Source organism: Sphingomonas aestuarii (genome assembly GCF_054457155.1).
The window spans coordinates 108,111-132,756 of sequence record NZ_JBTKVV010000001.1 but is presented as its reverse complement, the minus strand read 5'-3'; the positions used below and the strand labels follow the sequence as shown (position 1 = coordinate 132,756).

Here is a 24,646-nt window from a genome sequence, read left to right as displayed (position 1 = left end):
TCGGCGGCGGTCTAGCGCTACTCGTTACCGGTTCGGCGCGGTGGGTGGCTGTCGATGCCCAGATCGTCGAGCCGTTTGCGCAGCGTATTGCGGTTGATGCCCATCGCTTTCGCCGCGCGAAGCTGGTTGCCGCCATGCCGTGCCAGCATCGCTTCGATCAGCGGGCGTTCGACATCGGCGATGATGCGGTCGTAAAGCGTGCCATCCTCCAGCGCGGCGGGCGTTTCGCGCGCGATTTCGGCAATGCGGGCGCGTACGGCGGTCTCGATCGCCTCTGCCGGGAGCGACGCGGGCGGAGCGCTTGGCGTCATGACGCCATCGGCGAGCAGCAACCGCAATTCCCCCGCCCCCACCACTTCGTCGCGACTGAGGGCGGCGAGTCTGCGCATCACATTTTCCAGCTCGCGGACATTGCCCGGCCAGCCATGCGCTTCGAGCAGGGCGATTGCCGGTTCGTCGAGCCGCTTTCGCGGCAGGCCGTCCGCCGCCGCCCGGTCGAGGAAATGGCTGGCGAGCAACGCAATGTCCTGCCGCCGTTCGCGCAGCGGCGGAAGCGTGACGGGGACGACGTTCAGCCGGTAGAACAGGTCTTCGCGAAACTGGTTCGATGCGACCAGCGCCGACAGATCCTTGTTGGTCGCCGCGACGATGCGGACATCCGCGCGAATCGTGCGCGCGCCGCCGACGGTGGTGAATTCGCCCGACTGGAGGACGCGGAGCAGCCGCGTCTGCGCCTCCATCGGCATGTCGCCGATTTCGTCGAGGAACAGGGTGCCGCCCGCCGCCTGTTCGAACTTGCCCGCGACCCGCGCCTGCGCGCCGGTGAACGCGCCGCGTTCGTGACCGAACAACTCCGCCTCGATCAACTCGCGCGGGATTGCCGCCATGTTGAGCGCGACGAACGGCCCCCCCCTGCGCGCGCCCAGATCGTGCACCGCGCGCGCGACCAGTTCCTTGCCGGTTCCCGATTCGCCGGAGATCAGCACGGTCAGGTCGTTCGAGACGACGCGCGCGATGATCCGGTACACGTCCTGCATCGCGGGCGACCGCCCGATCAGCGGCCCTGCCCCGTCATCGTCGCCCCTATCCACCGGCGGCCCGGCGCTGCGCGCCAGCGCGCCGCTGACCGCGGTCGACAGGGTGTCGAGGTCGAACGGTTTGGGCAGATAATCGAACGCACCGACTTCGCTCGCGCGCACCGCGGTCGCAAGCGTGTTGCGCGCGGAAAAGACGATGACCGGCAATCCGGGATGCTCTTCCGCCAGTGTCGCGGCGTGGTCCAGCCCGTCGCCGTCGGGCAGCACCACATCGGTAATCAGCACGTCGGGCAGGCCCGCCGCCAGTTCGGAGCGTGCGGCCTTCAGGCTGTCTACCACGACCACCCGGTGACCGTCGCGGCGCAACGCATGGCCGACCACGGTGCGGATCGCGGCGTCGTCGTCGATGACGAGGATCGTGGCCTGGCGCGTCATTGCGGCGTGGTTCCCTGAACGGCTCTGGGGAGCAGGATGCGGAAGATGGTGTGCGGCGGATCGCCCTCACGATCATATTGGACGATTCCGCCCATGTCGCCGACCAGCTTTTCGACGAGGGGGAGGCCAAGCCCCCTTCCCTCGCGCTTGCCCGTCACGAACGGTTCGAACAGATGTTCGACGATATCCTCGGGCGCGCCGGGGCCATTGTCGATCACTGCGATTTCGATCGGCAGCGGACGGCGCGGCTGGCCGGGCGCGGGGCTGGCGGCCATGCCGTGGCGATAGGCGGTGGCGATGACGATCTTAGGCTCGTTCGTTTTTTCAATGGCTTCGGCGGCGTTTTTCAACAGATTCAGCATGATCTGTTGAAACGCATCGGCATCGACCATCACCGGGGGGAGAGAGGGATCGTACCGCTCGACGAGCGTCGTCCCGCGCGCGAACCCGGCATCGGCGAGCCGACGGACATGGCCGAGCAACGGATAGATGTTAGCGGGCGACAGCCGCAGCGGGCGGTCGTGAGTGAAATCCTCCATCCGGTCGATCAGCGCGGCGATCCGATCGACTTCGGTGGTAATCAGGGTCGTCAGCGGTTCGACATCGTCGATGCCGCTCGCAATCAGTTGCGCCGCACCGCGAATGCCCGACAGCGGGTTCTTGATCTCATGCGCCAGCATCGCCGCCGCGCCGATCGCTGCGCGTGCGCCCGCGCTGCGTTCGGGGCCGTGGCCCAAGCGGCGCGATTGCGGGGCTTCGTGCAGGGTGACGATCCGCCAACCGTCGTGATCGACCACCAAGGTCTCGACGAAATCGCCGCGCAGCCGCCCGCCGCGCACCCGTTCCATATCGACATCATAGGCGGCGAAACCGTGCCCCTCCCGCCGCGCGGCATAGCCCGAAGGCGGCGCGATCGCCGCGTCGAGCGGTTTGCCGATAAGTGCGCGTTCGGAAAAGCCAAGGACATGTTCGGCAGCGCCGTTGGCGTGGGCGATGCGACCGTCGGGATCGAGCACCAGCGTCGCGACCGGCAGCGCGGCGAAGAGTTCGGCGAAGCGAGGCGCCTTCGCCGCGTCGTTCATGCTGCCGCGCGGGCACGATAGGGCGCGTAGAAATCGGCAAGCATCGTCTTGACGACGCGCGCATCGGGCACCTGGTTGACCTTGTTGCGGAACTCCGCCGATCCGCTCAACCCCTTGGTATACCAGCCGATATGCTTGCGCGCCATGTTGACGCCGGTGACGTCGCCATAATGGTCGAGCATCGCGTCATAATGTTCTGCAATGGTCAGATATTGTTCGTCGAGGCTGGGATCGGCGAGGCGCTTGCCTTCGGTCAGCCAGGCCATCATCTGGCCGAGCAGCCAGGGCTTTCCGTAGGCCCCACGCCCGATCATGATGCCGTCCGCACCCGATTGTTCGAGCGCGGCGTCGGCGTCCTCCAGCGTACAGATATCGCCATTGGCGATGACGGGGATCGACACCGCATCCTTCACCCGGCGGATGAACGCCCAGTCGGCGGAGCCCTTGTACATCTGATTGCGGGTCCGTCCGTGGACGGTCACCATCTTGACGCCCAGCTGTTCGGCGATCTTGGCCAGTTCCGGCGCGTTCAGGCTGTCATGACACCAGCCCATCCGCATCTTGAGCGTCACCGGAACGCTCACGGCATCGACGGTTTCGCGGATCAGATGCGCGGCATGGTCCAGATCGCGCATCAGCGCGGAACCGGCGTCGCCGTTCGTTACCTTGCGCACCGGACAGCCCATGTTGATGTCGATGATCGCCGCACCGCGATCCTCGTTCAGCTTGGCGGCCTCGCCCATTTCCTTGGGCGTGCAGCCGACGAGCTGCATCGACACCGGTTCCTCGATCGGATCCCATGCCGCCTTCTGGATCGATTGGCGCGTCTCGCGGATCGCGGCCTGGCTGGCGATCATCTCGGTCACGTTCAGCCCGGAACCATAGCGGCGCACCAGTTTGCGGAACGGCAAATCGGTCACGCCGGTCATCGGCGCGAGCAGGACGGGGGCGTCGATCCGGACGGGTCCGATCTGGATGGGCTTGAGCGTGGTCATCGATGTGCCTGAAAAACAGGCAGGCCATAGTCGAAGCGCCGGGTGCGTGCAAGGCTGGCGGCATGGCCTGTGCTCGGCTAGCAGGTGGGCGATGGAACAGGGAACCACGGTCGCGCTGATCGTCGCTGCCGGGCGCGGCGAGCGTTCGGGACAGGCGCTGCCCAAGCAATTCGCGCGCATCGGCGGCACCGCGATGGTGGCGCACAGCCACCGTGCGCTGGCCGCGCATCCTGGGATCGACCGCGTGGTCGTGGTGATCGGTTCAGGGCAGCAAGACTTGCTGCGCGCGGCGATCGGCGATGTCGAATGGGTCGAGGGTGGCGTGACGCGGCGAGAGTCGGTGGCGCGCGGTCTGGCGTATCTTGGCGGGAGTGACGTTGCACGGGTGCTGATCCATGACGCTGCGCGGCCGTTTGTCCCGGGGACGGTGGTCGGTCGTTTGCTTGCGGCGCTGGATAAGGCAGCGGGGGCGGTCCCTGCCCTGCCCGTGTCCGACACGCTGGCGCGCGGGACAGTCACCCCGCCCACCCCGTTCGTTTCGAGCGAAGTCGAGAAACGCTTACAAGCGCCAAGCTCACGTTTCTCGACTTCGCTCGAAACGAACGGATCGGGGAGTTCGGGGATACTGGGGGAGGTCGTATCCCGCGACAACCTCCACCGCATCCAGACCCCGCAGGTGTTCCGCTTCGACGCGATCCTGAACGCCCACCGCGCATGGCCCGCCGATTCCGAAGCGACCGACGATGCCCAAATCGCACGGGCGAGCGGCCATGACGTCATCCTCGTCCAGGGCGACAATATGCTTGAGAAACTGACCTATCCGTCCGATTTCGCAGAGGCCGAGGCCCGCATGACGCCAGCACCCGAATATCGCACCGCCAGCGGCTACGACGTCCACCGCCTCGCTGCCGGAGAAGAACTCTGGCTGGGTGGCGTCCACATCCCGCACGACAAGGGGCTGTCGGGTCACAGCGATGCCGATGTCGCGCTCCACGCCATCACCGACGCGTTGCTCGGGACGATCGCAGCGGGGGATATCGGCCTGCATTTCCCGCCCAGCGACCCCAAATGGAAAGGCGCGGATTCGGCGCAGTTCCTTCAGCACGCCGCGTCACTGGTCGAGGCGGAGGGTGGGCGCGTCACCTTCGTCGACCTGACGATCATCTGCGAAGCGCCCAAGATCGGGCCGCATCGCGACGCGATGCGCGCGCGGATCGGCGATCTGTTGCGGCTGCCGGTGGCGCGGGTTAGCATCAAGGCGACGACGACCGAACGGCTCGGTTTCACCGGGCGCGGCGAAGGCATTGCCGCTCAGGCCGTCGCGACCGTCCGTTTTTCAGGGGTTTCCAGTATATGAAGCGTATCCCGTTCATCGGCCTGACCGCCGCGCTCGCCGCGATCGTCGCCGCTCCGATCGCGCAGGCCGAGCAGGCCAGCCGCAATTGCGTGACGACGCAGGAGGCCGAGGCGCTGTTTCTGTTCGTCGCGCCTGAAATGCTCCAGCGCACCGGCCAGCTCTGCGCCGCCAACCTTCCGCAGAACGCGATGCTCCGTCGCCTGTCGAGCCCGTTCCTCGCCAAATACAGGGAAGAATCGCGCGGCGCGTGGCCGATCGCCAAGCGCGCGATCGCCAAGATCCAGCCCGAAGCGAGTTCGATGCTCGATTCGGATTTCGCAGCGCCGCTGGTCGGCACGATGATGACCGAATTGCTGGTCAAGGAAATCCGCGCGCAGGATTGCCCGACGATCGACCGCGCGGTGACGCTGATGGAGCCGCTGCCCGCCCGCAATCTGGCGGGGCTCGCCGTGCTGTTCGCTCAGGTCGCGACCAATGACGAACGGTCCGAAGTGCGCAATCGCGTGCCGAGCCGTCTTCGCATCTGTCCGGTCGCCGGCTGATGGAGAACGTGCTGCCCGCCAAGCTGGTCGATGCCGCAAGGCGCGCGATCGAGGCGAACCGCGCCGCCGGTCGCCGCATCGCGCTCGCCGAAAGCTGCACCGGCGGGCTGGTATCGGCGGCACTGACCGAAATTCCGGGCTCGTCGGACGTGTTCGACATCGGCTTCGTCACCTATTCGAACGAAGCCAAGCAAAGCGCGATCGACGTGCCGTCCGATCTGGTCGAAACCTTCGGTGCGGTGTCGGTCGCGGTCGCGTGGAGCATGGCGCAGGGTGCGCTCAAGCATTCGCAGGCCGATGTCGCGGTCGCGATCACCGGCATCGCCGGGCCGGGTGGCGGGAGCGAGATGAAGCCGGTGGGCACCGTGGTCTTCGCGCGCGCCGAACGCGGCAACGATCCGCGCGACGTGGTCGCCGACGAGCGCAAGTTCGACGATGAGGGCCGCGGCCAGATCCGGCTTCAGGCGGCTTTGTGCGCGCTCGATCTGCTGATGCCCGGCGCCAACCCGTTGGGCGACGATCAGGCGGCGGAGGACGCCCCGCCCTCGCCGTAAAGCACCCGAGCCCGGTCTTCGAACGCGCCGATCATCTTGCGCAGCGCCCGGTCGAACACCTGCCCCGCCAGCATTTCGAACATCCGGTTCTTGAACGCGAAATCGACGCAGAAATCGACGTAACAACCGCCGTCATCATCCGCGCGGAACGTCCAGTCATTGTTGAGATATTTGAGCGGTCCGTCGACATAATCGACGCGGATATGGCGCGGACGCTGCTTGTCGACCTTCGACGTGAACGTCTCGCGCAGCCCTTTGAACCCGACGATCATGTCCGCGACCATTTCGGTTTCGCTGTCCGACCGCACCCGGATCGCACTGACCCAGGGCAGGAACTCGCCATAGCGGCCGACATCGGCCACCATGTCGAACATCTGTTCCGGCGTGTAGGGCAGGTGCCGGGTTTCGGTATGTTTGGGCATCAGGCGCGAATGCCCTGCCCGCTCCGCGCCAGCTTCGCTTCGCGATTGGCGCGCAGCTTTTCGAAATCGTCGCCGGCGTGATAGCTGGAGCGGGTCAGCGGCGACGATGCGACCAGCAGGAAGCCCTTGGCCCGCGCGATCGCGGCATAGGCGTCGAACGCCTGCGGAGTCACGAAATCCTCGACCTTGGCGTGGCGCGGCGTGGGTTGCAGATACTGGCCCATCGTCAGGAAATCGACATCGGCGGACCGCATGTCGTCCATGACCTGATGCACCTCAAGCCGCTGTTCGCCCAGCCCCAGCATCACGCCCGATTTGGTGAAGATCGACGGATCGTGCTTCTTCACGCTCTCCAGCAGCCTGAGCGACGCGTAATAGCGCGCGCCGGGGCGGATCGTCGGATAGAGCCGCGGGACGGTTTCGAGATTGTGGTTATAAACGTCGGGACGGGCCTCGACGATCGCCTCGACCGCGGCGTCGGCCTTGTTGCGGAAATCGGGGGTCAGGATCTCGATCGTCGTCGCGGGCGCGGCGGCGCGGATCGCGCGGATCACCTTCACGAATTGCGACGCGCCGCCATCGGGCAGGTCGTCGCGATCGACCGAGGTGATGACAATGTGCTGCAACCCCATCTGCACCGCGACTTCGGCGACGTGATCGGGTTCCTTCGCATCGACCGCGCGCGGCATCCCCGTCTTGACGTTGCAAAAGGCGCAGGCGCGGGTGCAGGTATCGCCCAGGATCATCACCGTCGCGTGCTTCTTGGTCCAGCATTCGCCGATGTTCGGGCACGCCGCCTCTTCGCAGACCGTCGTCAGCTTTTTCGCGCGCATCAGCGCCTTGGTCTCGGCAAAGCCTGCGGACGTCGGTGCTTTGACGCGAATCCAGTCGGGCTTGCGCTGACGGGGCGGGCGGACAACGGGCGTCGGGTCGTTCATGCCACGCGAGATAGCCACGGACAGGCGGCGGCACAAGCGCCGGGCGTTTGCGCAAAGGCCTCCACGCGCTATGGATGCGCGCATGACCGGATTCGCAGAACTCGTCCAGGGATATCACCGCTTTCGCGACCAGGAATGGGCCATCGAACGCGCACGCTGGCAGACGCTGAGCGCAGGGCAAAGCCCCAGGGTGATGGTGATCGCCTGTTCCGACAGCCGGGTCGATCCGGCGCAGATCTTCGATACGTCGCCGGGCGAGATTTTCGTCGTGCGCAACGTTGCCAATCTGGTGCCGCCGTTCGAAACTGGCGGCGGCCGTCACGGTGTATCGGCGGCGCTCGAATTTGCGGTGACCCAGCTGGAGGTCGAGGAGATCGTGGTGATGGGCCACGGCGCATGCGGCGGCGTTCATGCCGCGCTGTCGCAATGCTTCAAGGATGCCGAGCCGGGAAGCGGCGGCTTCATCGCCCACTGGATCGACCTGCTCGACGACGCGCGCGAGCGCGTGTTCGCGGAACATGGCGACGGGCCTGAGGCGATCCGCGCGCTGGAACTGGAAACCGTCCGGGTTTCGCTGGCGAACCTTCGGACCTTCCCGTTCGTGCCGGACCGCGAGCGCAGCGGAAAGCTCACGCTCCACGGCGCCTATTTCGCGATTGCCGACGGCGTGCTGCACGTCATGGACGAACGCAGCGGCGAATTCGCGCCCGCATAAGGGCCGCCCCCCATGCCGCGCCTGCTGCTGCTCAACAAACCCTATGGCATGTTGTCGCAGTTCACCGATCGCGGCGATGGCGGCACGACGCGCGATACCCTGTCGGATGTGATCGACATGCCCGGCTTCTATCCCGCCGGGCGCCTCGACCGCGACAGCGAGGGCCTGTTGGTCCTGAGCGATCATGGCCCGACCCAGGCGCGTATCGCCGATCCGCGGTTCAAACTGCCCAAGACCTATCTCGTCCAGATCGAAGGCATTCCCGACCAAGACGCGATCGATCAATTGGCACGAGGCGTCGTTTTGAAGGACGGTATGACACGACCCGCACAGGCGCGGACGATCATTCCCCCCGCGCTGTGGCCACGCAATCCCCCCATTCGCGAGCGAAAATCGATTCCCGATTGCTGGCTGGAACTGACGATCCGCGAAGGAAAGAACCGCCAGGTCCGACGAATGACCGCCGCCGTCGGTCATCCGACGCTGCGCCTGATCCGCCGACGGATTGGCGACTGGACGCTCGACGGGCTCGCCCCCGGCGAATGGCGGATGCTGGAACTCTGACAAAAACGCGCCGATCCGCGCCATGATGGTCAGGGAGACAGGATTCGAACCCGGAATTCCTTCTCCCCTCAACCCAGGGATTTCCGCGGGTTTTGCGGGCTCTCAACGCCTTTGTGAGTCGGTTTTGGGTATGTGTCCGGTGATATTTTATAGCGACAGCTTTGCGCCCCAATCCTGACGTTTACGGATGAAGTTTTAAGCCTGCCGTAAAACCGACGGAGGGTGGCCAAACTCGTTGCGGATCGCAGCGATAAAGCTGGGATAGGTTTCGAAGCCCGCCGCGTGGGAAACCTCCATCAAGGTGAGTTTCGCGTCGGTGATGAGCACAACGGCGTGCCGCGCTCGCTCGCGAAGGACATAGCGCCAGATCGACAGACCCATAGCACCCGCGAATAAACGGCTCAGATGGTAGGGACTCGTTCCGGCCGCTGCAGAAATGGACGCAATGTGGATGGGTTGCGTCAGATGAGCGTGAATGAACTCCAGCGCCCGCCTGACCCGCCAGTCCGGACTTCCGGGTCGTGCGCGCCCCTGCCAGCCCACCCCCGATGGCGCGAGCAGGGCGGCGATCGCGACGAAGATGGAATCGCCCACTAACGTCCCGTGCATCTGGCCATTTGTCGCGTCGGTGTGCAGGGCACGGAGCAGCCGCGAAACATCCGGCGCATGAAGCGAGGCGGTGGTTCGGATTTCGTGGTCATCGATCGGATCGCCTAGAGCGACCGCCAGCGACTCCGAGGTGAAGTAGAAGCAGGCCGCCTCGAGCGGATCGTCCCACCAGGACAAGCCCGCCACTCCGGCCTCGATCACGGAAACACTGTTCGCAAGCCCGTTAGCCACTGACCGACGACCGTCGGCGTCGATTCCCATTCTCTCCGGCCTGGCGTCCAGCGAAAGCGCCAGATGATGGAACGGCGCTCCTGGATCGTCGATCTGGATCGCGTCAATCCGCGAGTGTTCCATCGCGCAGAGCGACCATTCGCATCGCCGAATGATTGCGTCATGCATTGGGGCAGGTATTCTGCCCATCGCCGCGGTGCTCAGTCCTTTCAGCATGCGAGCCGACCTCCCGATCCTGGGGATCAAAACTATAGCACGATTTCGAAAGACTGCACCGGTGCTCGACTTTAGGCTGGCCGGCACCAATTCATCGCGGAGATGGATCATGACCGGTCTTTCAAAGATCCTGTTCTTCATCCTGGTGGCAAGCGTCGGCTCGCCAGGCGCAGCTTGGGCGCAAGGCCGCCCTCCGATCATCGACATGCATCTGCATGCGAGCGAACCCGACATAATGGGCCCGCCGCCTCAACCGATGTGCGTGCCCAATCCACGCCCTGCGTGGGACCCGGCCAGACCATGGGCGGCGGTCATGCTCGAAGCGTTCCTTGCCTGCCCTAAGCCGATCATGAGCCCGACTACCAAACAGGATCTCAAAGAGCGCACGCTGGCGGAGCTTGAAAAATACAACGTGATTGGCGTGCTCAGCGCTGACTCCCAGTCCGATCTCGACGACTGGCGCAGGGCGGCACCCAACCGCATCATTCCCGGGATGGGCGATGCCATCAACATCGGCAATGTCGATTCAGCGACGGTCGAGCGCGTCAGGGCGATGCGGGATGCCGGCGAAATCGCGGTGCTGGGCGAGATCGCCCCGCAGTATTTTGGTGCCGCACCCGATGACCCACGGCTGGCGGGGTTCTGGAAGATGGCCGAGGAACTCGATCTACCGGTCGGTATCCATATCGGCACCGGCCCGCCCGGTGCGCCCTATTGGGCGCCCGTGTTCGACAAGTATCGCGCACGACTGCACAGTCCGCTGATTATCGAAGACGTGCTGGTGGCTCACCCCAAGCTGCGCGTCTATCTCATGCACGCCGGCTACCCGATGCTCGATGACCTGCTCGCGGTTCTCTACGCGCATCCTCAGGTCTACGTGGATATCGGCGTGATCGTCTACACGCTCCCGCGCGCCGAATTCTACCGCTACCTTAAGGCGATCATGGACGCCGGCTACGGAAACCGGGTGATGTTTGGATCCGACAACATGATCTGGCCCGAAACGATCGGGGCATCGGTCGAGGTCATCGAAGATGCCCCGTTTTTGACCGAACCGCAAAAGCGAGCGATATTTTACGACAACGCCGCCCGGTTCCTTCGCTTTGACGAAGGGCGCATCCGCGAGCATCACGCGCTTGGAAAGTAATCAGTGCAGCCACACACTTGATCGATCAGGCGCCAGTAGATCGAGCCCGAGCTTGTTCTGTTCGCCGTAGGTTTTTGGAAGCGCAACATCGGCTTCGCGCCCCATCGGGTCATTCATTTCCTGTAACAGGCCTGTCGAGACGCCGCCCTTTGACAAACGGCGGCTAGCAGCAACCATTGCGGCCAGAGGATGATCGTGCCGATCTACGCCCGCCTGGCCGACCGGTTACGGCCCCGCCTTGGTCTGCTCCAAAATCTCGAAACACGTCGAAGGGCATCGACGATTGCTACACTTCGTTCGGTCGTCTAACGCGCCCCCACGATGCCCGGACGACCTTCATGAACCTCAACGGCATCCGTCATCCAACTCGCTTCGTGCCGATTGTATTCGTGATCGCAATCGTGATCGGCACGCTGATGTTAGCTTTGCCTTTTGCTCGCTCCGCTCCAGGTGGCGCCCCCTTCATAACCGCATTGTTTACCGCAACGTCGGCGGTTGCGGTCACGGGATTGGTGACAGTGGATACGGCGACATACTGGTCGCTCTTTGGGCAGGTCATCATTCTGGCGCTATTCCAAATAGGTGGCTTCGGCATTATGACAGCGGCGACGCTGCTCGGTCTTGTCGCGGGACGGGGATTTCGGCTCAGCAACCGTCTGCTCACTCAGGCTGAACGCAGCAGGCTAGAAACCGGCGATACCGTCGGCGTCCTTAAGCTGGTGTTCGCGGTTACGTTAATCGTCGAATCGATCGTTGCGCTATTGCTTACGGTTCGATTTCGGCTGAGCTACGGGCAGGACTGGGGCGACGCCGCGTGGAGCGGTGTGTTCCATGCGGTTTCGGCATTCAATAACGCCGGCTTTTCCATCTATTCGGACAGCCTGATGGGGTATCAGAGTGACGGGTTCATCCTTATTCCGGTGATGACTGCGGTCATCGTGGCGGCGCTGGGCTTCCCGGTGATGCAGGAATTGCGGATGCGGGCGCGCAGTCCGCGCAGCTGGTCGCTTCATACCAAGATAACGGTGCTGGGAACGATTATCCTGCTTGTTGGCGGGTTCTTCGCGATCCTGCTTGCCGAATGGGGAAATCCCAACACGCTGGGACCGATGGGCTGGGGCGAGAAACTACTCAATGCCGCCTTTCATTCGGCCATGCCCCGCACCGCCGGGTTCAACAGCTTGGACGTGGGAAGTTTTCGTATCGAAACGCTGTCGATCAACTATTTGCTGATGTTCATCGGCGGGGGCAGCGCGGGCACCGCGGGTGGTATCAAAGTAACGACCTTTTTCCTGCTCGGCATCGTCGTGTGGTCTGAAATTCGGGGAAAGCAGGATGCGGCAATCTTTGGTCGGCGGATCGGCCCCCATGTCGAACGTCAAGCACTGACGGTGGTATTGCTGGCGGTCGCTCTGATCGGAATTGGCACGCTGATCCTGCTATCGATTACACCGCTGCCGCTTAGTGATGTGATCTTTGAGGCAATTTCCGCTTTTTCAACCGTTGGCCTTTCCACGGGGATCACCGCCGATCTGCCCCCCGCCGGTCAGATGGTGTTGATCGTGCTGATGTATGTCGGGCGGGTCGGAACCATAACCGTCGCTACTGCGCTGGCGCTGGGCGGCAAGCGCAAATCCTATCGTTACCCTGAGGAGACCCCCATTGTCGGCTAAACGCGGGAATTCCCGAACCAGCAGCACCGTGCTGGTGGTCGGACTGGGCCGGTTCGGCACAGCCGTTGCCGAATCTCTTATTCGCATGGGTCATGAAGTGCTGGGCGTAGATGAGGATGCTGAGCGTGTTCAGCGGCTGTCCGACCGTTTGACACACACGGTGCAGGCCGACACGACCGACGTCGAAACATTACGGCAGCTGGGCGCCTGTGACTTCGCAAGCGCCGTCGTAGGCATCGGTAGCGATGTGGAGGCGAGTGTGCTGACCACATTGGCTCTGGTTGATCTCGGCGTGCCCACCATCTGGGCGAAAGCCACCAACGAGCGGCACGGACGAATCTTGGAGCGCACAGGCGCGCATCATGTCGTATATCCGGAAGCGCGGATGGGCGAGCGTGTCGCGCACATGGTTACCGGCCGGATGATCGATTATATCGAATTCGACGATGACTTCGCGATCGCGAAGACCCGGGCGCCCGCCGCAATGGCGAACATGACGCTCGGTGAATCTGCAATCCGATCCAACCACGGCGTCACGATCGTCGGCATCAAGCGACCGCGTGAGGACTTCACTTACGCCCGGCCCGATACGATGCTTGAAGCCGACGACCTGCTTATTGTTTCAGGCCGAGTGGATTTGGTCGAGCGGTTTGCAGCCCTTACCTAATATTAATCCCGCTTTCCGGTGCCGCTGTTTTGCGTCGCAGTGTCGGTATTGCTTCGGCTAGCTTCATCGGCGTTATCCTGTTTACGATCCCCGCCGACGCCTTCCTTCTGCCATTGCTTACGGTCGCCTTTTTTCTTTTGATCGGTCATTTCAGTGCTCCTTTCCAAAAGAAACGAGAGGTAACCCGCGATGTTCCGGTGAGAAGCGGCATCTAGCGAAGCCAGCAAACCCTTCGAGCCACGAAGCATCTGAAGAAGTTCGTGGGCGAAGGCGATATGCCGGCTTTGATAAGCAGGGCGCTGCGGGTCGACAATTATTCCAGTTGACCCGCGTGGGAGCATTCGGGGGTTGATGGATGTCCGTTTGATACCAGTGCGAACGGCGCAACGCGTCATATGGCGGACGCAAGGGAGATCGCCATGCCGTCGTCGCCAAAAACACCTGCCGCGTTCACTGTCCTTGCTGGATCGGATCGGCGGCATGCACAGCGTGCCATAGGGCCGGATAGCTGCAGGGTAAAAATATCCGCCTCCGACACGAACGGGGCCTTCGCTTTATTTGAATATATCGGCAGGGTTGAAGGAGGCCCTCCGTTGCATGTCCATCCTGACCAAGACGAAATCTTCGTCGTTCAGGAAGGCTGTTACAAGTTTCTGTGTGGCGATGTGGGCCAGACGCTGAACCCAGGCGACACGATATTCCTGCCTCGCGGTATTCCCCACACCTTTCGGCAAACAAGCCCCACTGGCCGCCTGCTGTTCATGTTCACGCCGGCAGGCGACATGGAAGCATTCTTCGAAGAGCTAGCTACCATTGACGGCGTTCCGGCACCCTCCGTTGCCACGGCAGTGTTTGCCGCCCATGGAATGGCGATCGTTGGTCCGCCGCTCGATTAACGTTGACCAGTTGTGGGTGACGGCGCGACCATAGTGAAATGGAACCGCTTTTCCTGTTTCGGAAACCCGGTGCGGCACTGCGGCATCTTATTGGTTGCCATCAGATAATCCGCTTCAGGTTCGATCCGCGCGATCCGGTGCCAGCCAAACCCTATTGGCCGCGTCCGGCAATGGCTCTCGCTTTTTACCCGCGCGATCCGGAATGGGTTCGAGGCGGCGGTGATTCGACCGCGGTCATGAAGCCGCGCGTTGCACTGATCGGGCAGCCAACGTTGATGACCAATCGAACCGGCGGCCACGACTTCAGCGTTTATCAGATCGAACTCGCCCCAGGCGCGCTGCACCGTCTGGTAGGCCTGCCGGCCAGCAAACTGACTGACCTGCACCTGGATGCCGAAGCCGTCTTTCCATTGGGAATCCGTGAGCTGGCCGACGCGATCACCGATACCGAGGATCCAGATAGGATGATCGCGCTGGCCGAGCGCTACCTTCTGGCAATCGACCATCGCGCACCGCAAACATCTGCGCGCGCCTTTTCTTGGGCAGCTGAGCAACTTGCAGGAGAATCTTCACTGTCCATTGACAGCGTAGCGGCAAGCTTGGGCATGACGCCACGGCACCTACACCGTTTATTCGCCGAGCGGGTCGGCGTCGGTCCGCGATTGTTTGGTCGTATTGCGCGTTTCGATCGAACCATACGAATGTCGAACCGGCAATTGCCCGAAAGCCTTTGGGCGATGGCGATCGATGCCGGTTATCATGACTACCAACATATGAAGCGTGATTTTGTCGCCTTTACTGGCATGGGACCAGCGCAGTTCATGGCAAACGAAAGCAAGGCACCTGAGCGCTTGTTTGGACGGGCCGAGCAGTGACGATCGGTGTCATCGCGGAACGTTGCCACGTGTCAGCCGTCAAAAGACTATGTGGGACACAAAGGCATTCGTATCGCTGGTTATCCAGCGCCGCCTGAGTTCCTACGCGGCTGCAAGCGCGCATTCAGTGCGAGCATATAGATCCGCAACGAACAGCAAAATCGGCCTACTGGTCTGTGACTGCCCCCCAGACCAGTAGGTGTTGGCGCCTTTTATTTACGATGGCGCTCTGACTTGCCGAACACCGCATCCAGACGGGTTACCAGCGTTCCCAGAGCCGAATTTACCGCCTCCATAGGGCCGCTGTTGCGCGCACTGACGGCGATTGGCGAACCGTTCGACGGCCTCGCCTCGATCCTTGCCTCGATCCCCTCAGGGCCGTTTGACGTGCCATCGATATCCCGCACATGAACCTCGATCCGCGTCAAGCGGGAGCCAAACCGAGCGTCCAGGCGCTCGCGGATGCGCTCATTTACTTGCGTTGCGAGATGATCGCCGCCATCCACGGCGTTGTCGCTATTGAACTGGATTTCCAATTTAGCGCACCTTCCGGCTACGTTCGAGCACGGGTCGGTGACCTTCACTGTCAAAAGCGCCCATTACGGGTTCGTGGGTGTTGCGCTCCGAAATTTGGCCTTCGCCGGATGTTTTGGTCTGATGTTGCAGATAGTCGGCATCGTCCTTTTGGCCCTGCTTGAGCTCAAGTGCCTTCTCGGCGATGTCCTGTTGCTTGTTGGCTGACATGATCGGCCCCACCTCATAATTGGATGTACCTCAACTAACGTGGCGCGGCATGCCAGGTTCCGCTTTCGAAGAGGGCCACCGTCGTCGAGCGCCGGCATGTGAATGAGCTGGGGGTGCGCCGGCCTTTTTTTGTCGGCTGCCATCCCTTCACATTTGCTCGAAGCCAGATGCATTTCAGATCAGGCTGGCGCCGCCTTCACCAGCCCGCTTTTCTTCGCGGTGGATCGCCATCACGATGCCCAGCAGGATCATCGCCGTCATCATCGCTGATCCACCATAGGACAGCAGCGGCAATGGAATGCCCACAACTGGCGCCAGCCCCATCACCATGGCCATGTTGATTGCGACATAAAGGAACAGCGTCACCGCAAGTCCCGCACAGACAAGCCGGGCAAAGCTGGTGCGCGCCGCCTCTGCGCGTCGCATCACCCATGCGATCAGCATCGCATATGCGGCCAGCACGGTAAGCCCGCCCACCAAGCCCCATTCTTCCATCATCGCCGCCAGGATGAAATCGGTGTGCGTCTCAGGCAGATAAGCGAGCTGGCTCTGCGTGCCCTGAAGGAAGCCCTTGCCGAACAGCCCGCCCGATCCGATTGCGATCTTCGACTGGGCGATATGATATCCAGCGCCCAGCGGATCGCTTTCGGGATCCAGGAAGACCAGCAACCGGTTGCGCTGATAATCGTGCAAACGCGACCAGCCGAGCGGCATCGCCGCCATCAGCACCAGCCCCGCACCTGCAAACCAGCGCATCGCAGTTCCGCCCAGAAATATGATCGTGAAGCCGGCAACCAGGATCATGATGGCGGTTCCCAGATCGGGTTGCAGCATGACCAGGCCGGCGGGCAGCGCGATCATCGTCACGGGGATCGCCAGCACGACCGCGCGGCTGATGCTTTTGGGCGGAGCGGTGTCGTAAAACCGCGCAAGCGCCAACACAGAGGCGAGCTTCATGAATTCGGAAGGTTGCAGCCGGATGGGACCCAGGTCGATCCAGCGTTGCGCGCCCATGCCTACCTGCCCGATCGCTTCGACCAGGATCAGCAGCGACAGCGCCCCGCCGAAGAATAGATATGCATACTCGCGCAGCACCCGCACGGGCATGCGTGAAATTGCCAGCATCGCCACGAACAGCACCGCGAATCGCAACGCATGTCGGCTCGCCCACGGAGACATCTCCCCGCCGGCGACGGAATATAGCGTCGCTGTTCCTGCCGCGGTGATCGCCAGCACCGCAAACAGCATCAACCATGGCATCGATCGGACGGCAGCGGGCAATATTCCGTGCAAAGCAAACCCTGGAACAGGAAGAAATCGAACAGGCGCGCTTGGCGCCCGCGGTGCGAATGCGCGTTCTTCTGGCCGTTCGGTCGCCCGTTGCGCAACCCTTCAGGAGGAAAAGATCCAGAAGAGGCGCTTAAGGGATTTGGCTCGGTGTCAGTTCTTGCGTCGAGTGGCCGGAGTGCACGATGACCGTTCGGTGGATATATCGTGCGCTCGTTTACCGGAAAGCGCAGACCCTATCGAAAATCCGCGCGGACGCTTTCCAGTCGACTGCCGATATTCGCACGCGATGCTTCGACTCCGGCCTCGCCTGCGTGAACGGGCCAGTCTGCGATGGCTGCGGCGACGCCATCAATAATTTCCGCGAGGCGTGCTGACGCGATACCGTGCGTCCGTCCCACCTGTTCCACATGAGCGCGGGCTGGTGCACGTCCCTCCCCCGCAACGGCAAGATAATGTTCCCCTCCCGGCCCTGCGGAAAAGGTGAGGTCATAGGCAGGCGCAAGGCGCCAAGCGCCGGCTGCGTCCATCAAAAAGGCATGCTGCCTGGTGTGGTCGTCGCGATTGCTGGCAAGCACGTTGAAGACCATCCGGCGAAACGCTTCTTCCACGTCACGCACGTCGCGCGTGATCGCCAGCGTCGCACGAAGAAACCCTTCATAATCAATGCTTGGCGTATGCGGCGGTGCTTCGATGGCTCCCGCTAGGCTGATCATGTGCAGTCGATGCCCCGGGGCAGGTCGGTCGAATCGGCGGGTCGCAAAATAGCCCGGCCCCTCACCCACCGTCAGCAATCGACTTTCGGCCATGTCGATCCCTGCGGCTCTTGCCATCGTGGCATATGCCTGTTCGACCGGGCCGATATCGACCGGATCGACAAGCGCCGGGAATTTCACAATCCAGCTTTCGAAGCCGACGGCGCTTTCACCGTCGTCGATGCCGACTTGGCCATCGGGTCCGAAGCTCACATGCACCTTGGGCCGCGCGCCGCCGGACGCGCCGCCGAGCAACGCTAACGTATCTCCGAGAGGCGCGTGCTCGCCGAGCAGAATGGAGCGGGACTGGGTCGCAAGCGCCGCAAGATCAAGCGTGGCCGCATCGGCAGGCGGCGTGGTCACCGGCGCGAAGGTGAGCGCACCGCGTCCTTGCTCGCCGACCAGCGCCAGGCGGTCGACCGGATCGAGCGTGGCCCAGCGCGTGCCCAAGCGTTCGACCCGGCGTGTCATCAGCAGCGCTCCCCAAGCGTCGGGGAGGCTGTCAGCCAGAAATCCGTGAAGTCCTTCGAAGTCACGGCTTCGTGCTTCGATCAACCCGCGCTCCGGTGGATAGAGCAACGGCGATACGTGGGGCGTGCTGGAAAGATATGCGTCGCTCCACTCCAACATGGCACGGCCGCCCGCCATGACGACGCGGCCAACCGGATCATCACCCGCAGCGTCTGCAAATCGTAAGCCGATTGCCAGCGGCGATCCCGGGCTTAACTTTGTCACACGCTGTTCCCGGATCGTGCGCGTCGACGCACTTTGGGCGCCTTCGCCTTGGCTTGTTGCTTCAACAGATCATCCATCGAGGCCGCAGGAGGCGCGCGAAACAGTCCGTCGAGGTCATGCTCACACCGCAGCACCAGAGCGGCACGCACCATATCCTCGATCGAGGCCTTGCCGATCGTCTCCATCCGACGCCAGGTGCTGTAGGACACACCAGAGCGACGCGCCGCCTCGGTTTGAGTGATCCCCATCGCGGCCCGGCGCGCCTGGATACGCGCGCCGAGGCCGGTGGTCAGTTCCGAGGGCGTTGCTAACATCGCCCATATATGGACATTTAGATACTGTTTGTCAATTAAATGCTCTTATTTCGGCAAGCTGTAACTACCCGCCTCCTTGCGTCCGAGCGCTGTTTTCGCAACCGGGGTGAACCAGCCCGCGACCGTAAATCTAGCGGCAACAGCCGGATCGTGCTGGGGGCCAGTTGGCTGGTAATGTTCGGAACGTAACGCTCCATGAACTCGCGCCGCTCGCGCAGGACCACCGCCAGTCCTTCGGTCTGAATTCGCTTCGAATAATGTTTGGCGTTGGTGCCCGTGCGCGCGTGCCCCATGACATCCGCGCGCAGGATTTCATTGACGCCATCGACTTCGTAGAAGCTGCTGCCAAGTGCACGGATCGAATGAGTATCCGCGCCCTTGCCGCTCGGTGCCGGAGGCTGGGGCATGTGGTAGGGAGGTAATCGACCACAGGCGTCCACGCCCGTTCGTAAAAGGACGCGACGCCGCGCTTAATTGGCCATAGCGGCCATTGACGCGGCGGGTATAGGGTATCGAGCACATGATCGGACTTCGCCTTTCGCGCGCGGGCCGATCATTCTTGGGGGGTGCTCATGGGTATGTGCCATGGGACCAACCCGGCAAATCGGACCGCGCAAAGTGCCGGAAATCCGTGTGTTTTGCGATAAAGTGGTCGGGGAGACAGGATTCGAACCTGCGACCCCCTGGTCCCAAACCAGGTGCGCTACCAGCCTGCGCCACTCCCCGACATCGCGTGCGCTTTGCCTGCATCGTCGCACAAGCGCAACCCAAATGCGGGCGTGGCGTCGATAATGCGGCTGGTGGGCCCGGCAGGACTCGAACCCGCAACCTAGCCGTTATGAGCGGCCAGCTCTAACCGTTGAGCTACAGGCCCCTCCAGCGGCGCGAGCGATAGCGGATGGAACGCAGCCGCCGCAAGGGGCTGTCACCCTGCCCGGTCGAGCGCTTCAATCAATTCATCATGGCTGGCGCTGCGCACGCCGAGGCGATCGAGCAGCGCCAGCACCTGATCCCACCAGCGATGAAACGCAGCCAGGTCACCGGCATCGCGAACGAAACTGGTGTGGCCCGGTGCGACGCTGGGCGAATGGAAGGAGAAATTGAGCAGCCGCTCCCCCTCCCCGACCGCAACCCGTATCGCCTCCAGCACATCGGCCAGCGGCATATCCTCCGGCGTCAACGCGACCCGCGCGAGTAGTCCGCTGCGCGCGGCGATGGCCGGGCCATAGGGAACCCGCGCCAGCATGGGATGGAGTGCCGTGCCCGACGTGCGCAAGCGACCGGTGAAGATGCTGGTCAGCGGCAGTTCGATCAGGTCGCGGTCGATCCAGAAGCCCGCATTGCCGATCGCGCGATAATCGGCGCCGCCAATGCCGGAATAGTCATATCGCGCACGCATCGAGCTATCGATCCGATAGCCATGCGCGATCAGGCTGGCGGCGCTGTGCGGCCCCAGCCCATAGCGCCCGGCACGGTAAATGAGTGGCGCCACGCCGAATGCGGAAACGATCGCGCCGGTCAGCGCCGCGATCTTGGCATGTTCGAGCCGCGAATCGAGATTACCTGCAAAGCTGTTGCGATCGTTGACGGTTTCATCGAACGGTGGCGTCACCCAGGGATGAAGCTGCGCCCCGATCGCCGATCGTCCGTCGCGCAGCAACTCGGTCAGCGTTTCGACCGCCAGGGGAGACGTGGCGATCGGATGATCGACCAGATAGGTGATGCCGATCCCGCGTTCGGCAAAGCGGCGATGCGCGTCCGGCAACGCCGCGATCGCCTGGGTCGATCGGTTGTCGCGACTGAACGGCGCGGACCAGTCGAATTCCTCTTCGGTATCGACCATGATGGTGAAGCGCGTCCCGAAATCGTCGGGCCACCGAACATGCCGGTCGATCGCAGGGGGTTCAGGCCGATAGCCGCGGGCGTCGCCGGTCATTCACGGTTGATGCCGCGATCCGTTGGTGGCCGCAACCCGGCTTGCGGCGGGGAGCGTCAGGCGCAACCGATCGGCCCCGATCTCGAACGCCCCGCCCAGTTCGTGCGCCAGATTGCGCGCCAGTCGCAGCGCAAATTCCGCGCCGAGCAGCACGGCGTCGCGCGTTTCGCCTTCCGCCGAATCGAGCGCTTCGATGTCGAGCCCGGCCGGGCGCGCGATGTCGATCGCGACGAGCGCGCCCGCTTGTTCGATCCGAACATCGATCCGCTCGTCGCGTCCTGAGGCGGCAGCGAGGGTGGCGAACAGCCGTCCGACCAGCCGTTCGACCGCGCGTCGGTCGCCATCGATTTCGGCGTCGCCGTCCTCGATCGCGAACGCCGCGCCGCGCAGCGCGAGCAGATCGCCCAGATCGTTCGCGACGCCGCGCATCAGATCGCCGACCGCGATCGCCTGCGGTCGCAATTCAAGGCTGTTCCCCTCGATCCGCGCGGCGAGGTCGAGATCGTCGATCGCGGCGATCAACAGGCTGGCCTGTTCGCGGATCACGGTTGCCCGTTTGCGATAGATGCCGGGGACCGGCCCCAGGATTTCACTTTCGATCATTTCAGCGAAACCGGAAATGGCGTTGGCCGGGGTGCGCAGTTCGTGGACGAGCTGACGCATCGATTCGGCGGGCGGGCCGGACGACCGGTTGGCGCGCTCGTGCACGCGCGGACGCCGGGCGGTGCCGCGATAGCCGATAAACCGTCCGCTGGCCGGATCGAACGCCGGAACGCCGGACAGCAACCAGTCGCCCGCCGCATCCGACGTTCCGCCCACCCGCAACCGCGAATCGCGGAATGACGCGCGGCGACGAAGCGCGCCCGCAACCACCGCGTCGCCACCGACATGATCGTTGCCGGGTTCGGCCAGCGACAATCCGATCGTCGCGCTGCGATTGATCCCGTCGACCCAGTCGATCACCCCGGCCCGGTCGGTTTCGAACCGGAAGCTGTCGGCGCGGGGCGCGGGGGGCGGCACTGGCGCTGCCGGAGCCTGTTCGCGTTCGCGCTGATAGGCATCGATCCGCGCGACGACTTCGGCGATGTCGAACGGACCTTCGGCGGTCGATTCGGCACGGCGTACGGCTTCGGCGACCACCGGCATGTCGAGCGCCACCGAACCCAGGGAGACGAACGAACGCGACTTGTGAACCGGTGTCGCGGCGGCGGGCTCGGGAACCGAAGCAACAGACGCACCCGCATCGCCAGCGGGCAGCACCATATCGGTCGAACCATAGGCTTCGAGCCCGCGAGCGACCGCCGGGGTCAGGTCGCGGCGGTTGCGTAGCACTGCGCGCGCGGGTGGCGTCAGTTCGGGGAGCAGCGCGATCCATGCCGCATCGCTCAACCGCGCGCCCCGAAGCAGCGGCAATGCCACCGCAACGTCGTCGGTCGCCAGGAACGCGATCAGCGCGGCAGGCGGGCTGGCGGCCTCCAGCGCCTGAACGCTGGCCACCCGGATGGCGCGGGGCACGCGCGCGCGGAGCGATTCGAGCCGGTGGCGCGCGCGATCGTCGAACGGCGCACGTCCGCGCGCGACCAGATCGACGATCTGCCGCCAGGCCGACTGTGCCGCCACGCCGGAATCGACGTCGCTCGCCAGTACCGTTTCGAAACTGTCGTCGAACCGCACCTAATTCGCCTGCATATCGCCGCGAACATCCGCGCCGTATCCCGAGCCATATCCAGCGCTGTGCCGGTTTGACACCGGCATTTTTTGGGACGTTGCATAGTGGGACAATTGCGTTTGGCGGCAACTATCTTATGTTCCGGCACGAGCCGATGTTCGAATCCTTCGGCCGTGAAAGGGAGTTCCGAATGGCGTTCGACCGCATCGACCGGCAAATTCTGTCGCTGCTTCAGGAAGATGGTCGAATGACCAATGTCGAGCTGGCCGAACGGGTGGGACTGACCGCGCCGCCCTGCCTGCGCCGGGTGCGCGCGCTGGAGGAAGCGGGCGCGATTCGCGGCTATCACGCCGATCTCGATCCTGTGTCGCTCGGCTTCGGCATCACGATCTTTGCGCTGGTGTCGCTGCGCAGCCAGGCGGAAAGCGACCTTGCGGCATTCGAAGACCATATAGCCAGCATTCCCGAAGTCCGCGAATGCCACATGCTGAACGGCGAAATCGATTTCATCCTGAAGATCGTCGCGACCGATCTGAAGAGCTTTCAGGAAATCCTGACCACCAAGCTCACGACCGCGCCCAACGTCACCAGCGTCAAGACATCGCTGACGATCCGCACGGCCAAGCAGATGCCCGGCATTCCGGTTTCCGAACTTTAAGAGGCGGTGACCACGAGGTTCGATCGAACCCCCACCGATTTCATGCCATCCCGATTGCCGATTGCCGATTGCAGAAAGGGGCGCGAAACCGTCGTTTCGCGCCCCTTCCCGTTTTCGTGACGGATTGAAATATCAGCTCTGCGTCGCGGTCGTCGCCGGTGCCGGGCCGGTCGAACCGGTATCCAGCCACAACTGCCAGAAGCCCGCGATCTGGCTGCGCGGCGCGCTGGTGACCTTGGCGAAGGCGGCCTTGGCCTGATCCTTCTGGTTCGACATGGCATAGGCGATGCCGAGGCGGGTATTCACCTCGTCCGTATTCACGCTGCCCTTTTCGAGCGCCAGGTTGAGCAGTTCGATCGCCTTGGGATAATTGCCGCTCGCCAGATAGGCGTTACCGGTCGATGCTGCCGACGTGCCGTTGGCGGCGGCGCGTGCCCGCTTTTCGGACGCGTCGAGCGATCCTTCGGCGCGAATGCCGTTATTGGCCTGGGTCAATATCTCGTTGGCGATGGCGTTGCCGCTCGGCACCTTGCCATTGGCGCGACCGTGATCGATCACGGCCTTGGCTTCCCAGGGAAGGCCCGTTCCGGTCGCGGCATCGCCATATTCGATATAGTCGGACAGGTTCGCCATAGAATTGGACGCGCGTTGCAGGCGATACAGGTCGATCGTCTGGCCCTTGTCCATTCCGCTGGCGCCCTGGCGATACACCGCGATCGCCTTGTGCCAGTTGACGGCAGTCGGATAGGCCCGGATCTGGCGTTGCAACCATTCGGCGGTGCCCGCCTGATCCTTCGCGGCGTAGAGGCGCGATACGGCAAGGTTATACCAGGATTCGGGCGCCTTCTGGCCAGCGGCTTCGCGTTCCTTGATCCCCTGATCCAGCGCGGCCAGACCCGCCGGGAGATTGTTGGTCTGAAGATTTGCCGACGCGATCATCACCGGCAGATTTTCGTTCTGGAAACCGGCCTGCTGCGCCTTTTGGAGCAGCGGCAGCGCGGCGGCGTAGTTCTTTGCCTCGAACTCGATGTTGCCGCGCAGGAAGGTGTAGCGCGGTACGTCGGCCGCGGGCGTCCGCGGGCTTGCGATCAGCGCGTCGAGATAGGTCGCAAGCGTCTTGTTGTCCTTGAGGTTTGCGGCCACCGGCACGCCCAGCGCGGCGACGAAATAGCGCTCGTCATCGGACTTGGCGACGCCGCTCGCGGTGGCAAGTGCCGTGCGCGCAGTGTTCCAGTCCTGCGCCTTGACGGCGGTTTCCGCTGCCGTGGCTGCCGTGCGGAATTCCTCGCTGACGGTAATCGCGGCCTGCTTTTCCTGCTGGGCGACGGCGGGGGCCGATCCCAGAGCGACGGTCACGGTGCCGGCGGCGACGGCCGCGGCGAGAGTGGCCTTTACGAAACGCATTTTATGTCTCTCCTCAGGGGAAATCTCGGAACAACCTTTGACTGGGAGGGCAAAGGCTTCGGGGCGCTCCCTAAATAACGGCGATGCAAGGGTCAAACCCGCATCCGGGCTGCGTCGGATAGTCCGTGCGGCCTGAACGGTCATTGAACGCCCCGCCCCGCAATCGGCTCCGCCGACCGTAGTTAATGC

General features: G+C 63.4%; 27 protein-coding genes and 2 tRNA genes. 11 read left to right on the top strand and 18 right to left on the bottom strand.

The annotated features are described in order from the left end of the window. Positions 1–17: 17 nt before the first annotated feature. From ntrC to dusB, 3 genes are read right to left on the bottom strand one after another with little or no spacing between them, the layout of a single operon-like run. Entirely contained in the window at positions 18–1,472 is a 1,455-nt protein-coding gene (ntrC, locus tag ACX0GZ_RS00670) for a nitrogen regulation protein NR(I) (protein ID WP_458812196.1), read from the bottom strand. Continuing rightward, positions 1,469–2,554: a two-component system sensor histidine kinase NtrB gene (locus ACX0GZ_RS00665; protein WP_458812193.1), complete on the bottom strand. Its 1,086-nt coding sequence runs from the start codon at positions 2,552–2,554 to the stop codon at positions 1,469–1,471. Before ACX0GZ_RS00665 ends, ntrC begins: the two co-directional genes overlap by 4 nt. Next, positions 2,551–3,549 (bottom strand): tRNA dihydrouridine synthase DusB, encoded by a 999-nt coding sequence (gene dusB, locus ACX0GZ_RS00660; protein WP_458812190.1) that lies wholly within the window; start codon positions 3,547–3,549, stop codon positions 2,551–2,553. Before dusB ends, ACX0GZ_RS00665 begins: the two co-directional genes overlap by 4 nt. A gap of 91 nt (positions 3,550–3,640) precedes the next feature. Between dusB and ACX0GZ_RS00655 the strand changes: the two genes are divergently transcribed. From ACX0GZ_RS00655 to ACX0GZ_RS00645, 3 genes are read left to right on the top strand one after another with little or no spacing between them, the layout of a single operon-like run. Next, entirely contained in the window at positions 3,641–4,906 is a 1,266-nt protein-coding gene (locus tag ACX0GZ_RS00655) for a bifunctional 2-C-methyl-D-erythritol 4-phosphate cytidylyltransferase/2-C-methyl-D-erythritol 2,4-cyclodiphosphate synthase (RefSeq protein WP_458812187.1), read from the top strand. Beyond that, entirely contained in the window at positions 4,903–5,448 is a 546-nt protein-coding gene (locus tag ACX0GZ_RS00650; RefSeq protein WP_458812184.1) for a hypothetical protein, read from the top strand. Before ACX0GZ_RS00655 ends, ACX0GZ_RS00650 begins: the two co-directional genes overlap by 4 nt. Beyond that, the gene (locus ACX0GZ_RS00645; RefSeq protein WP_458812181.1) at positions 5,448–6,002 is read left to right on the top strand and encodes a CinA family protein; all 555 of its coding nucleotides are present in this window, start codon (positions 5,448–5,450) and stop codon (positions 6,000–6,002) included. Before ACX0GZ_RS00650 ends, ACX0GZ_RS00645 begins: the two co-directional genes overlap by 1 nt. On the opposite strand, the gene ACX0GZ_RS00640 is transcribed toward ACX0GZ_RS00645, so the two are convergent. After that, positions 5,969–6,424, bottom strand: coding sequence for a type II toxin-antitoxin system RatA family toxin (locus tag ACX0GZ_RS00640; protein ID WP_458812178.1), 456 nt, complete (start codon positions 6,422–6,424; stop codon positions 5,969–5,971). The genes ACX0GZ_RS00645 and ACX0GZ_RS00640 overlap by 34 nt on opposite strands. Further along, on the bottom strand, positions 6,424–7,362 hold the full coding sequence (gene lipA / locus ACX0GZ_RS00635) for a lipoyl synthase (protein ID WP_458812175.1): 939 nt from the start codon (positions 7,360–7,362) through the stop codon (positions 6,424–6,426). Before lipA ends, ACX0GZ_RS00640 begins: the two co-directional genes overlap by 1 nt. 82 nt (positions 7,363–7,444) lie before the next feature. Here lipA and ACX0GZ_RS00630 point away from each other — a divergent pair, with 82 nt between their 5' ends. Beyond that, entirely contained in the window at positions 7,445–8,077 is a 633-nt protein-coding gene (locus tag ACX0GZ_RS00630; RefSeq protein WP_458812173.1) for a carbonic anhydrase, read from the top strand. A 12-nt stretch (positions 8,078–8,089) separates the two neighbouring features. Next, on the top strand, positions 8,090–8,641 hold the full coding sequence (locus tag ACX0GZ_RS00625) for a pseudouridine synthase (RefSeq protein ID WP_458812170.1): 552 nt from the start codon (positions 8,090–8,092) through the stop codon (positions 8,639–8,641). Between the two features lie 195 nt (positions 8,642–8,836). On the opposite strand, the gene ACX0GZ_RS00620 is transcribed toward ACX0GZ_RS00625, so the two are convergent. Further along, positions 8,837–9,697: a helix-turn-helix domain-containing protein gene (locus tag ACX0GZ_RS00620; RefSeq protein ID WP_458812167.1), complete on the bottom strand. Its 861-nt coding sequence runs from the start codon at positions 9,695–9,697 to the stop codon at positions 8,837–8,839. Between the two features lie 109 nt (positions 9,698–9,806). On the opposite strand from ACX0GZ_RS00620, the gene ACX0GZ_RS00615 reads away from it, so the two are divergent. The 3 genes from ACX0GZ_RS00615 (at position 9,807) to ACX0GZ_RS00605 (ending at position 13,184) form a co-directional block, all read left to right on the top strand. Further along, positions 9,807–10,844 carry an amidohydrolase family protein gene (locus tag ACX0GZ_RS00615; RefSeq protein ID WP_458812164.1) on the top strand — a complete coding sequence of 346 codons (1,038 nt, stop codon included), beginning with the start codon at positions 9,807–9,809 and terminating at the stop codon, positions 10,842–10,844. A 338-nt stretch (positions 10,845–11,182) separates the two neighbouring features. Continuing rightward, positions 11,183–12,517: a TrkH family potassium uptake protein gene (locus ACX0GZ_RS00610; RefSeq protein ID WP_458812161.1), complete on the top strand. Its 1,335-nt coding sequence runs from the start codon at positions 11,183–11,185 to the stop codon at positions 12,515–12,517. Then, positions 12,507–13,184, top strand: a complete 678-nt coding sequence (locus ACX0GZ_RS00605) for a potassium channel family protein (RefSeq protein ID WP_458812158.1) — start codon at positions 12,507–12,509, stop codon at positions 13,182–13,184. Before ACX0GZ_RS00610 ends, ACX0GZ_RS00605 begins: the two co-directional genes overlap by 11 nt. A 2-nt stretch (positions 13,185–13,186) precedes the next feature. Here the strand turns inward: ACX0GZ_RS00605 and ACX0GZ_RS00600 are convergent, their stop codons facing one another. Beyond that, positions 13,187–13,333, bottom strand: a complete 147-nt coding sequence (locus ACX0GZ_RS00600) for a hypothetical protein (RefSeq protein WP_458812155.1) — start codon at positions 13,331–13,333, stop codon at positions 13,187–13,189. A gap of 246 nt (positions 13,334–13,579) precedes the next feature. Between ACX0GZ_RS00600 and ACX0GZ_RS00595 the strand changes: the two genes are divergently transcribed. Together ACX0GZ_RS00595 and ACX0GZ_RS00590 are read left to right on the top strand one after the other, a co-directional pair. After that, positions 13,580–14,080 (top strand): cupin domain-containing protein, encoded by a 501-nt coding sequence (locus ACX0GZ_RS00595; protein ID WP_458812152.1) that lies wholly within the window; start codon positions 13,580–13,582, stop codon positions 14,078–14,080. A 38-nt stretch (positions 14,081–14,118) separates the two neighbouring features. Continuing rightward, on the top strand, positions 14,119–14,955 hold the full coding sequence (locus ACX0GZ_RS00590; protein WP_458812149.1) for an AraC family transcriptional regulator: 837 nt from the start codon (positions 14,119–14,121) through the stop codon (positions 14,953–14,955). A gap of 212 nt (positions 14,956–15,167) precedes the next feature. Here the strand turns inward: ACX0GZ_RS00590 and ACX0GZ_RS00585 are convergent, their stop codons facing one another. From ACX0GZ_RS00585 to ACX0GZ_RS00540, 10 genes are all read right to left on the bottom strand, one after another. Beyond that, positions 15,168–15,491, bottom strand: a complete 324-nt coding sequence (locus ACX0GZ_RS00585) for an HPF/RaiA family ribosome-associated protein (protein ID WP_458812146.1) — start codon at positions 15,489–15,491, stop codon at positions 15,168–15,170. Position 15,492: 1 nt separating this feature from the next. Then, positions 15,493–15,699 carry a hypothetical protein gene (locus tag ACX0GZ_RS00580; RefSeq protein ID WP_458812143.1) on the bottom strand — a complete coding sequence of 69 codons (207 nt, stop codon included), beginning with the start codon at positions 15,697–15,699 and terminating at the stop codon, positions 15,493–15,495. A 174-nt stretch (positions 15,700–15,873) separates the two neighbouring features. Beyond that, positions 15,874–16,959, bottom strand: a complete 1,086-nt coding sequence (gene rodA, locus ACX0GZ_RS00575) for a rod shape-determining protein RodA (protein ID WP_458812140.1) — start codon at positions 16,957–16,959, stop codon at positions 15,874–15,876. 263 nt (positions 16,960–17,222) lie between these two features. Next, positions 17,223–18,476 carry a type II toxin-antitoxin system HipA family toxin gene (locus ACX0GZ_RS00570; protein WP_458812137.1) on the bottom strand — a complete coding sequence of 418 codons (1,254 nt, stop codon included), beginning with the start codon at positions 18,474–18,476 and terminating at the stop codon, positions 17,223–17,225. Continuing rightward, positions 18,473–18,790 (bottom strand): helix-turn-helix domain-containing protein, encoded by a 318-nt coding sequence (locus tag ACX0GZ_RS00565; RefSeq protein WP_458812134.1) that lies wholly within the window; start codon positions 18,788–18,790, stop codon positions 18,473–18,475. The genes ACX0GZ_RS00570 and ACX0GZ_RS00565 overlap by 4 nt, the downstream gene beginning before the upstream one ends. Positions 18,791–18,825: 35 nt before the next feature. Next, on the bottom strand, positions 18,826–19,197 hold the full coding sequence (locus ACX0GZ_RS00560; protein WP_458812131.1) for a hypothetical protein: 372 nt from the start codon (positions 19,195–19,197) through the stop codon (positions 18,826–18,828). A gap of 242 nt (positions 19,198–19,439) precedes the next feature. Then, positions 19,440–19,516 (bottom strand) — tRNA-Pro (locus ACX0GZ_RS00555). A gap of 72 nt (positions 19,517–19,588) precedes the next feature. Beyond that, positions 19,589–19,664, bottom strand: a tRNA-Ile gene (locus ACX0GZ_RS00550). A gap of 51 nt (positions 19,665–19,715) precedes the next feature. Continuing rightward, positions 19,716–20,726, bottom strand: coding sequence for a polysaccharide deacetylase family protein (locus ACX0GZ_RS00545; protein ID WP_458812128.1), 1,011 nt, complete (start codon positions 20,724–20,726; stop codon positions 19,716–19,718). Further along, on the bottom strand, positions 20,727–22,400 hold the full coding sequence (locus tag ACX0GZ_RS00540; RefSeq protein ID WP_458812125.1) for a sensor histidine kinase: 1,674 nt from the start codon (positions 22,398–22,400) through the stop codon (positions 20,727–20,729). A gap of 185 nt (positions 22,401–22,585) precedes the next feature. On the opposite strand from ACX0GZ_RS00540, the gene ACX0GZ_RS00535 reads away from it, so the two are divergent. Then, positions 22,586–23,053 carry an Lrp/AsnC family transcriptional regulator gene (locus tag ACX0GZ_RS00535; protein WP_458812122.1) on the top strand — a complete coding sequence of 156 codons (468 nt, stop codon included), beginning with the start codon at positions 22,586–22,588 and terminating at the stop codon, positions 23,051–23,053. A gap of 132 nt (positions 23,054–23,185) precedes the next feature. Here ACX0GZ_RS00535 and ACX0GZ_RS00530 read toward each other — a convergent pair whose 3' ends face one another. Beyond that, complete coding sequence (locus ACX0GZ_RS00530) at positions 23,186–24,457, bottom strand: tetratricopeptide repeat protein (protein ID WP_458812119.1); 1,272 nt, start codon at positions 24,455–24,457, stop codon at positions 23,186–23,188. Between the last annotated feature and the right edge of the window lie 189 nt (positions 24,458–24,646).

Bases quoted from the DNA above. Each gene is read 5' to 3' on its own strand.
- ntrC (WP_458812196.1), bottom strand. From the start codon at position 1,472: ATGACGCGCCAGGCCACGATCCTCGTCATCGACGACGACGCCGCGATC.
- ACX0GZ_RS00665 (WP_458812193.1), bottom strand. From the start codon at position 2,554: ATGAACGACGCGGCGAAGGCGCCTCGCTTCGCCGAACTCTTCGCCGCG.
- dusB (WP_458812190.1), bottom strand. From the start codon at position 3,549: ATGACCACGCTCAAGCCCATCCAGATCGGACCCGTCCGGATCGACGCC.
- ACX0GZ_RS00655 (WP_458812187.1), top strand. From the start codon at position 3,641: ATGGAACAGGGAACCACGGTCGCGCTGATCGTCGCTGCCGGGCGCGGC.
- ACX0GZ_RS00650 (WP_458812184.1), top strand. From the start codon at position 4,903: ATGAAGCGTATCCCGTTCATCGGCCTGACCGCCGCGCTCGCCGCGATC.
- ACX0GZ_RS00645 (WP_458812181.1), top strand. From the start codon at position 5,448: ATGGAGAACGTGCTGCCCGCCAAGCTGGTCGATGCCGCAAGGCGCGCG.
- ACX0GZ_RS00640 (WP_458812178.1), bottom strand. From the start codon at position 6,424: ATGCCCAAACATACCGAAACCCGGCACCTGCCCTACACGCCGGAACAG.
- lipA (WP_458812175.1), bottom strand. From the start codon at position 7,362: ATGAACGACCCGACGCCCGTTGTCCGCCCGCCCCGTCAGCGCAAGCCC.
- ACX0GZ_RS00630 (WP_458812173.1), top strand. From the start codon at position 7,445: ATGACCGGATTCGCAGAACTCGTCCAGGGATATCACCGCTTTCGCGAC.
- ACX0GZ_RS00625 (WP_458812170.1), top strand. From the start codon at position 8,090: ATGCCGCGCCTGCTGCTGCTCAACAAACCCTATGGCATGTTGTCGCAG.
- ACX0GZ_RS00620 (WP_458812167.1), bottom strand. From the start codon at position 9,697: ATGCTGAAAGGACTGAGCACCGCGGCGATGGGCAGAATACCTGCCCCA.
- ACX0GZ_RS00615 (WP_458812164.1), top strand. From the start codon at position 9,807: ATGACCGGTCTTTCAAAGATCCTGTTCTTCATCCTGGTGGCAAGCGTC.
- ACX0GZ_RS00610 (WP_458812161.1), top strand. From the start codon at position 11,183: ATGAACCTCAACGGCATCCGTCATCCAACTCGCTTCGTGCCGATTGTA.
- ACX0GZ_RS00600 (WP_458812155.1), bottom strand. From the start codon at position 13,333: ATGACCGATCAAAAGAAAAAAGGCGACCGTAAGCAATGGCAGAAGGAA.
- ACX0GZ_RS00595 (WP_458812152.1), top strand. From the start codon at position 13,580: ATGGCGGACGCAAGGGAGATCGCCATGCCGTCGTCGCCAAAAACACCT.
- ACX0GZ_RS00590 (WP_458812149.1), top strand. From the start codon at position 14,119: ATGGAACCGCTTTTCCTGTTTCGGAAACCCGGTGCGGCACTGCGGCAT.
- ACX0GZ_RS00580 (WP_458812143.1), bottom strand. From the start codon at position 15,699: ATGTCAGCCAACAAGCAACAGGACATCGCCGAGAAGGCACTTGAGCTC.
- rodA (WP_458812140.1), bottom strand. From the start codon at position 16,959: ATGCCATGGTTGATGCTGTTTGCGGTGCTGGCGATCACCGCGGCAGGA.
- ACX0GZ_RS00565 (WP_458812134.1), bottom strand. From the start codon at position 18,790: ATGTTAGCAACGCCCTCGGAACTGACCACCGGCCTCGGCGCGCGTATC.
- ACX0GZ_RS00560 (WP_458812131.1), bottom strand. From the start codon at position 19,197: ATGCCCCAGCCTCCGGCACCGAGCGGCAAGGGCGCGGATACTCATTCG.
- ACX0GZ_RS00545 (WP_458812128.1), bottom strand. From the start codon at position 20,726: ATGACCGGCGACGCCCGCGGCTATCGGCCTGAACCCCCTGCGATCGAC.
- ACX0GZ_RS00535 (WP_458812122.1), top strand. From the start codon at position 22,586: ATGGCGTTCGACCGCATCGACCGGCAAATTCTGTCGCTGCTTCAGGAA.
- ACX0GZ_RS00530 (WP_458812119.1), bottom strand. From the start codon at position 24,457: ATGCGTTTCGTAAAGGCCACTCTCGCCGCGGCCGTCGCCGCCGGCACC.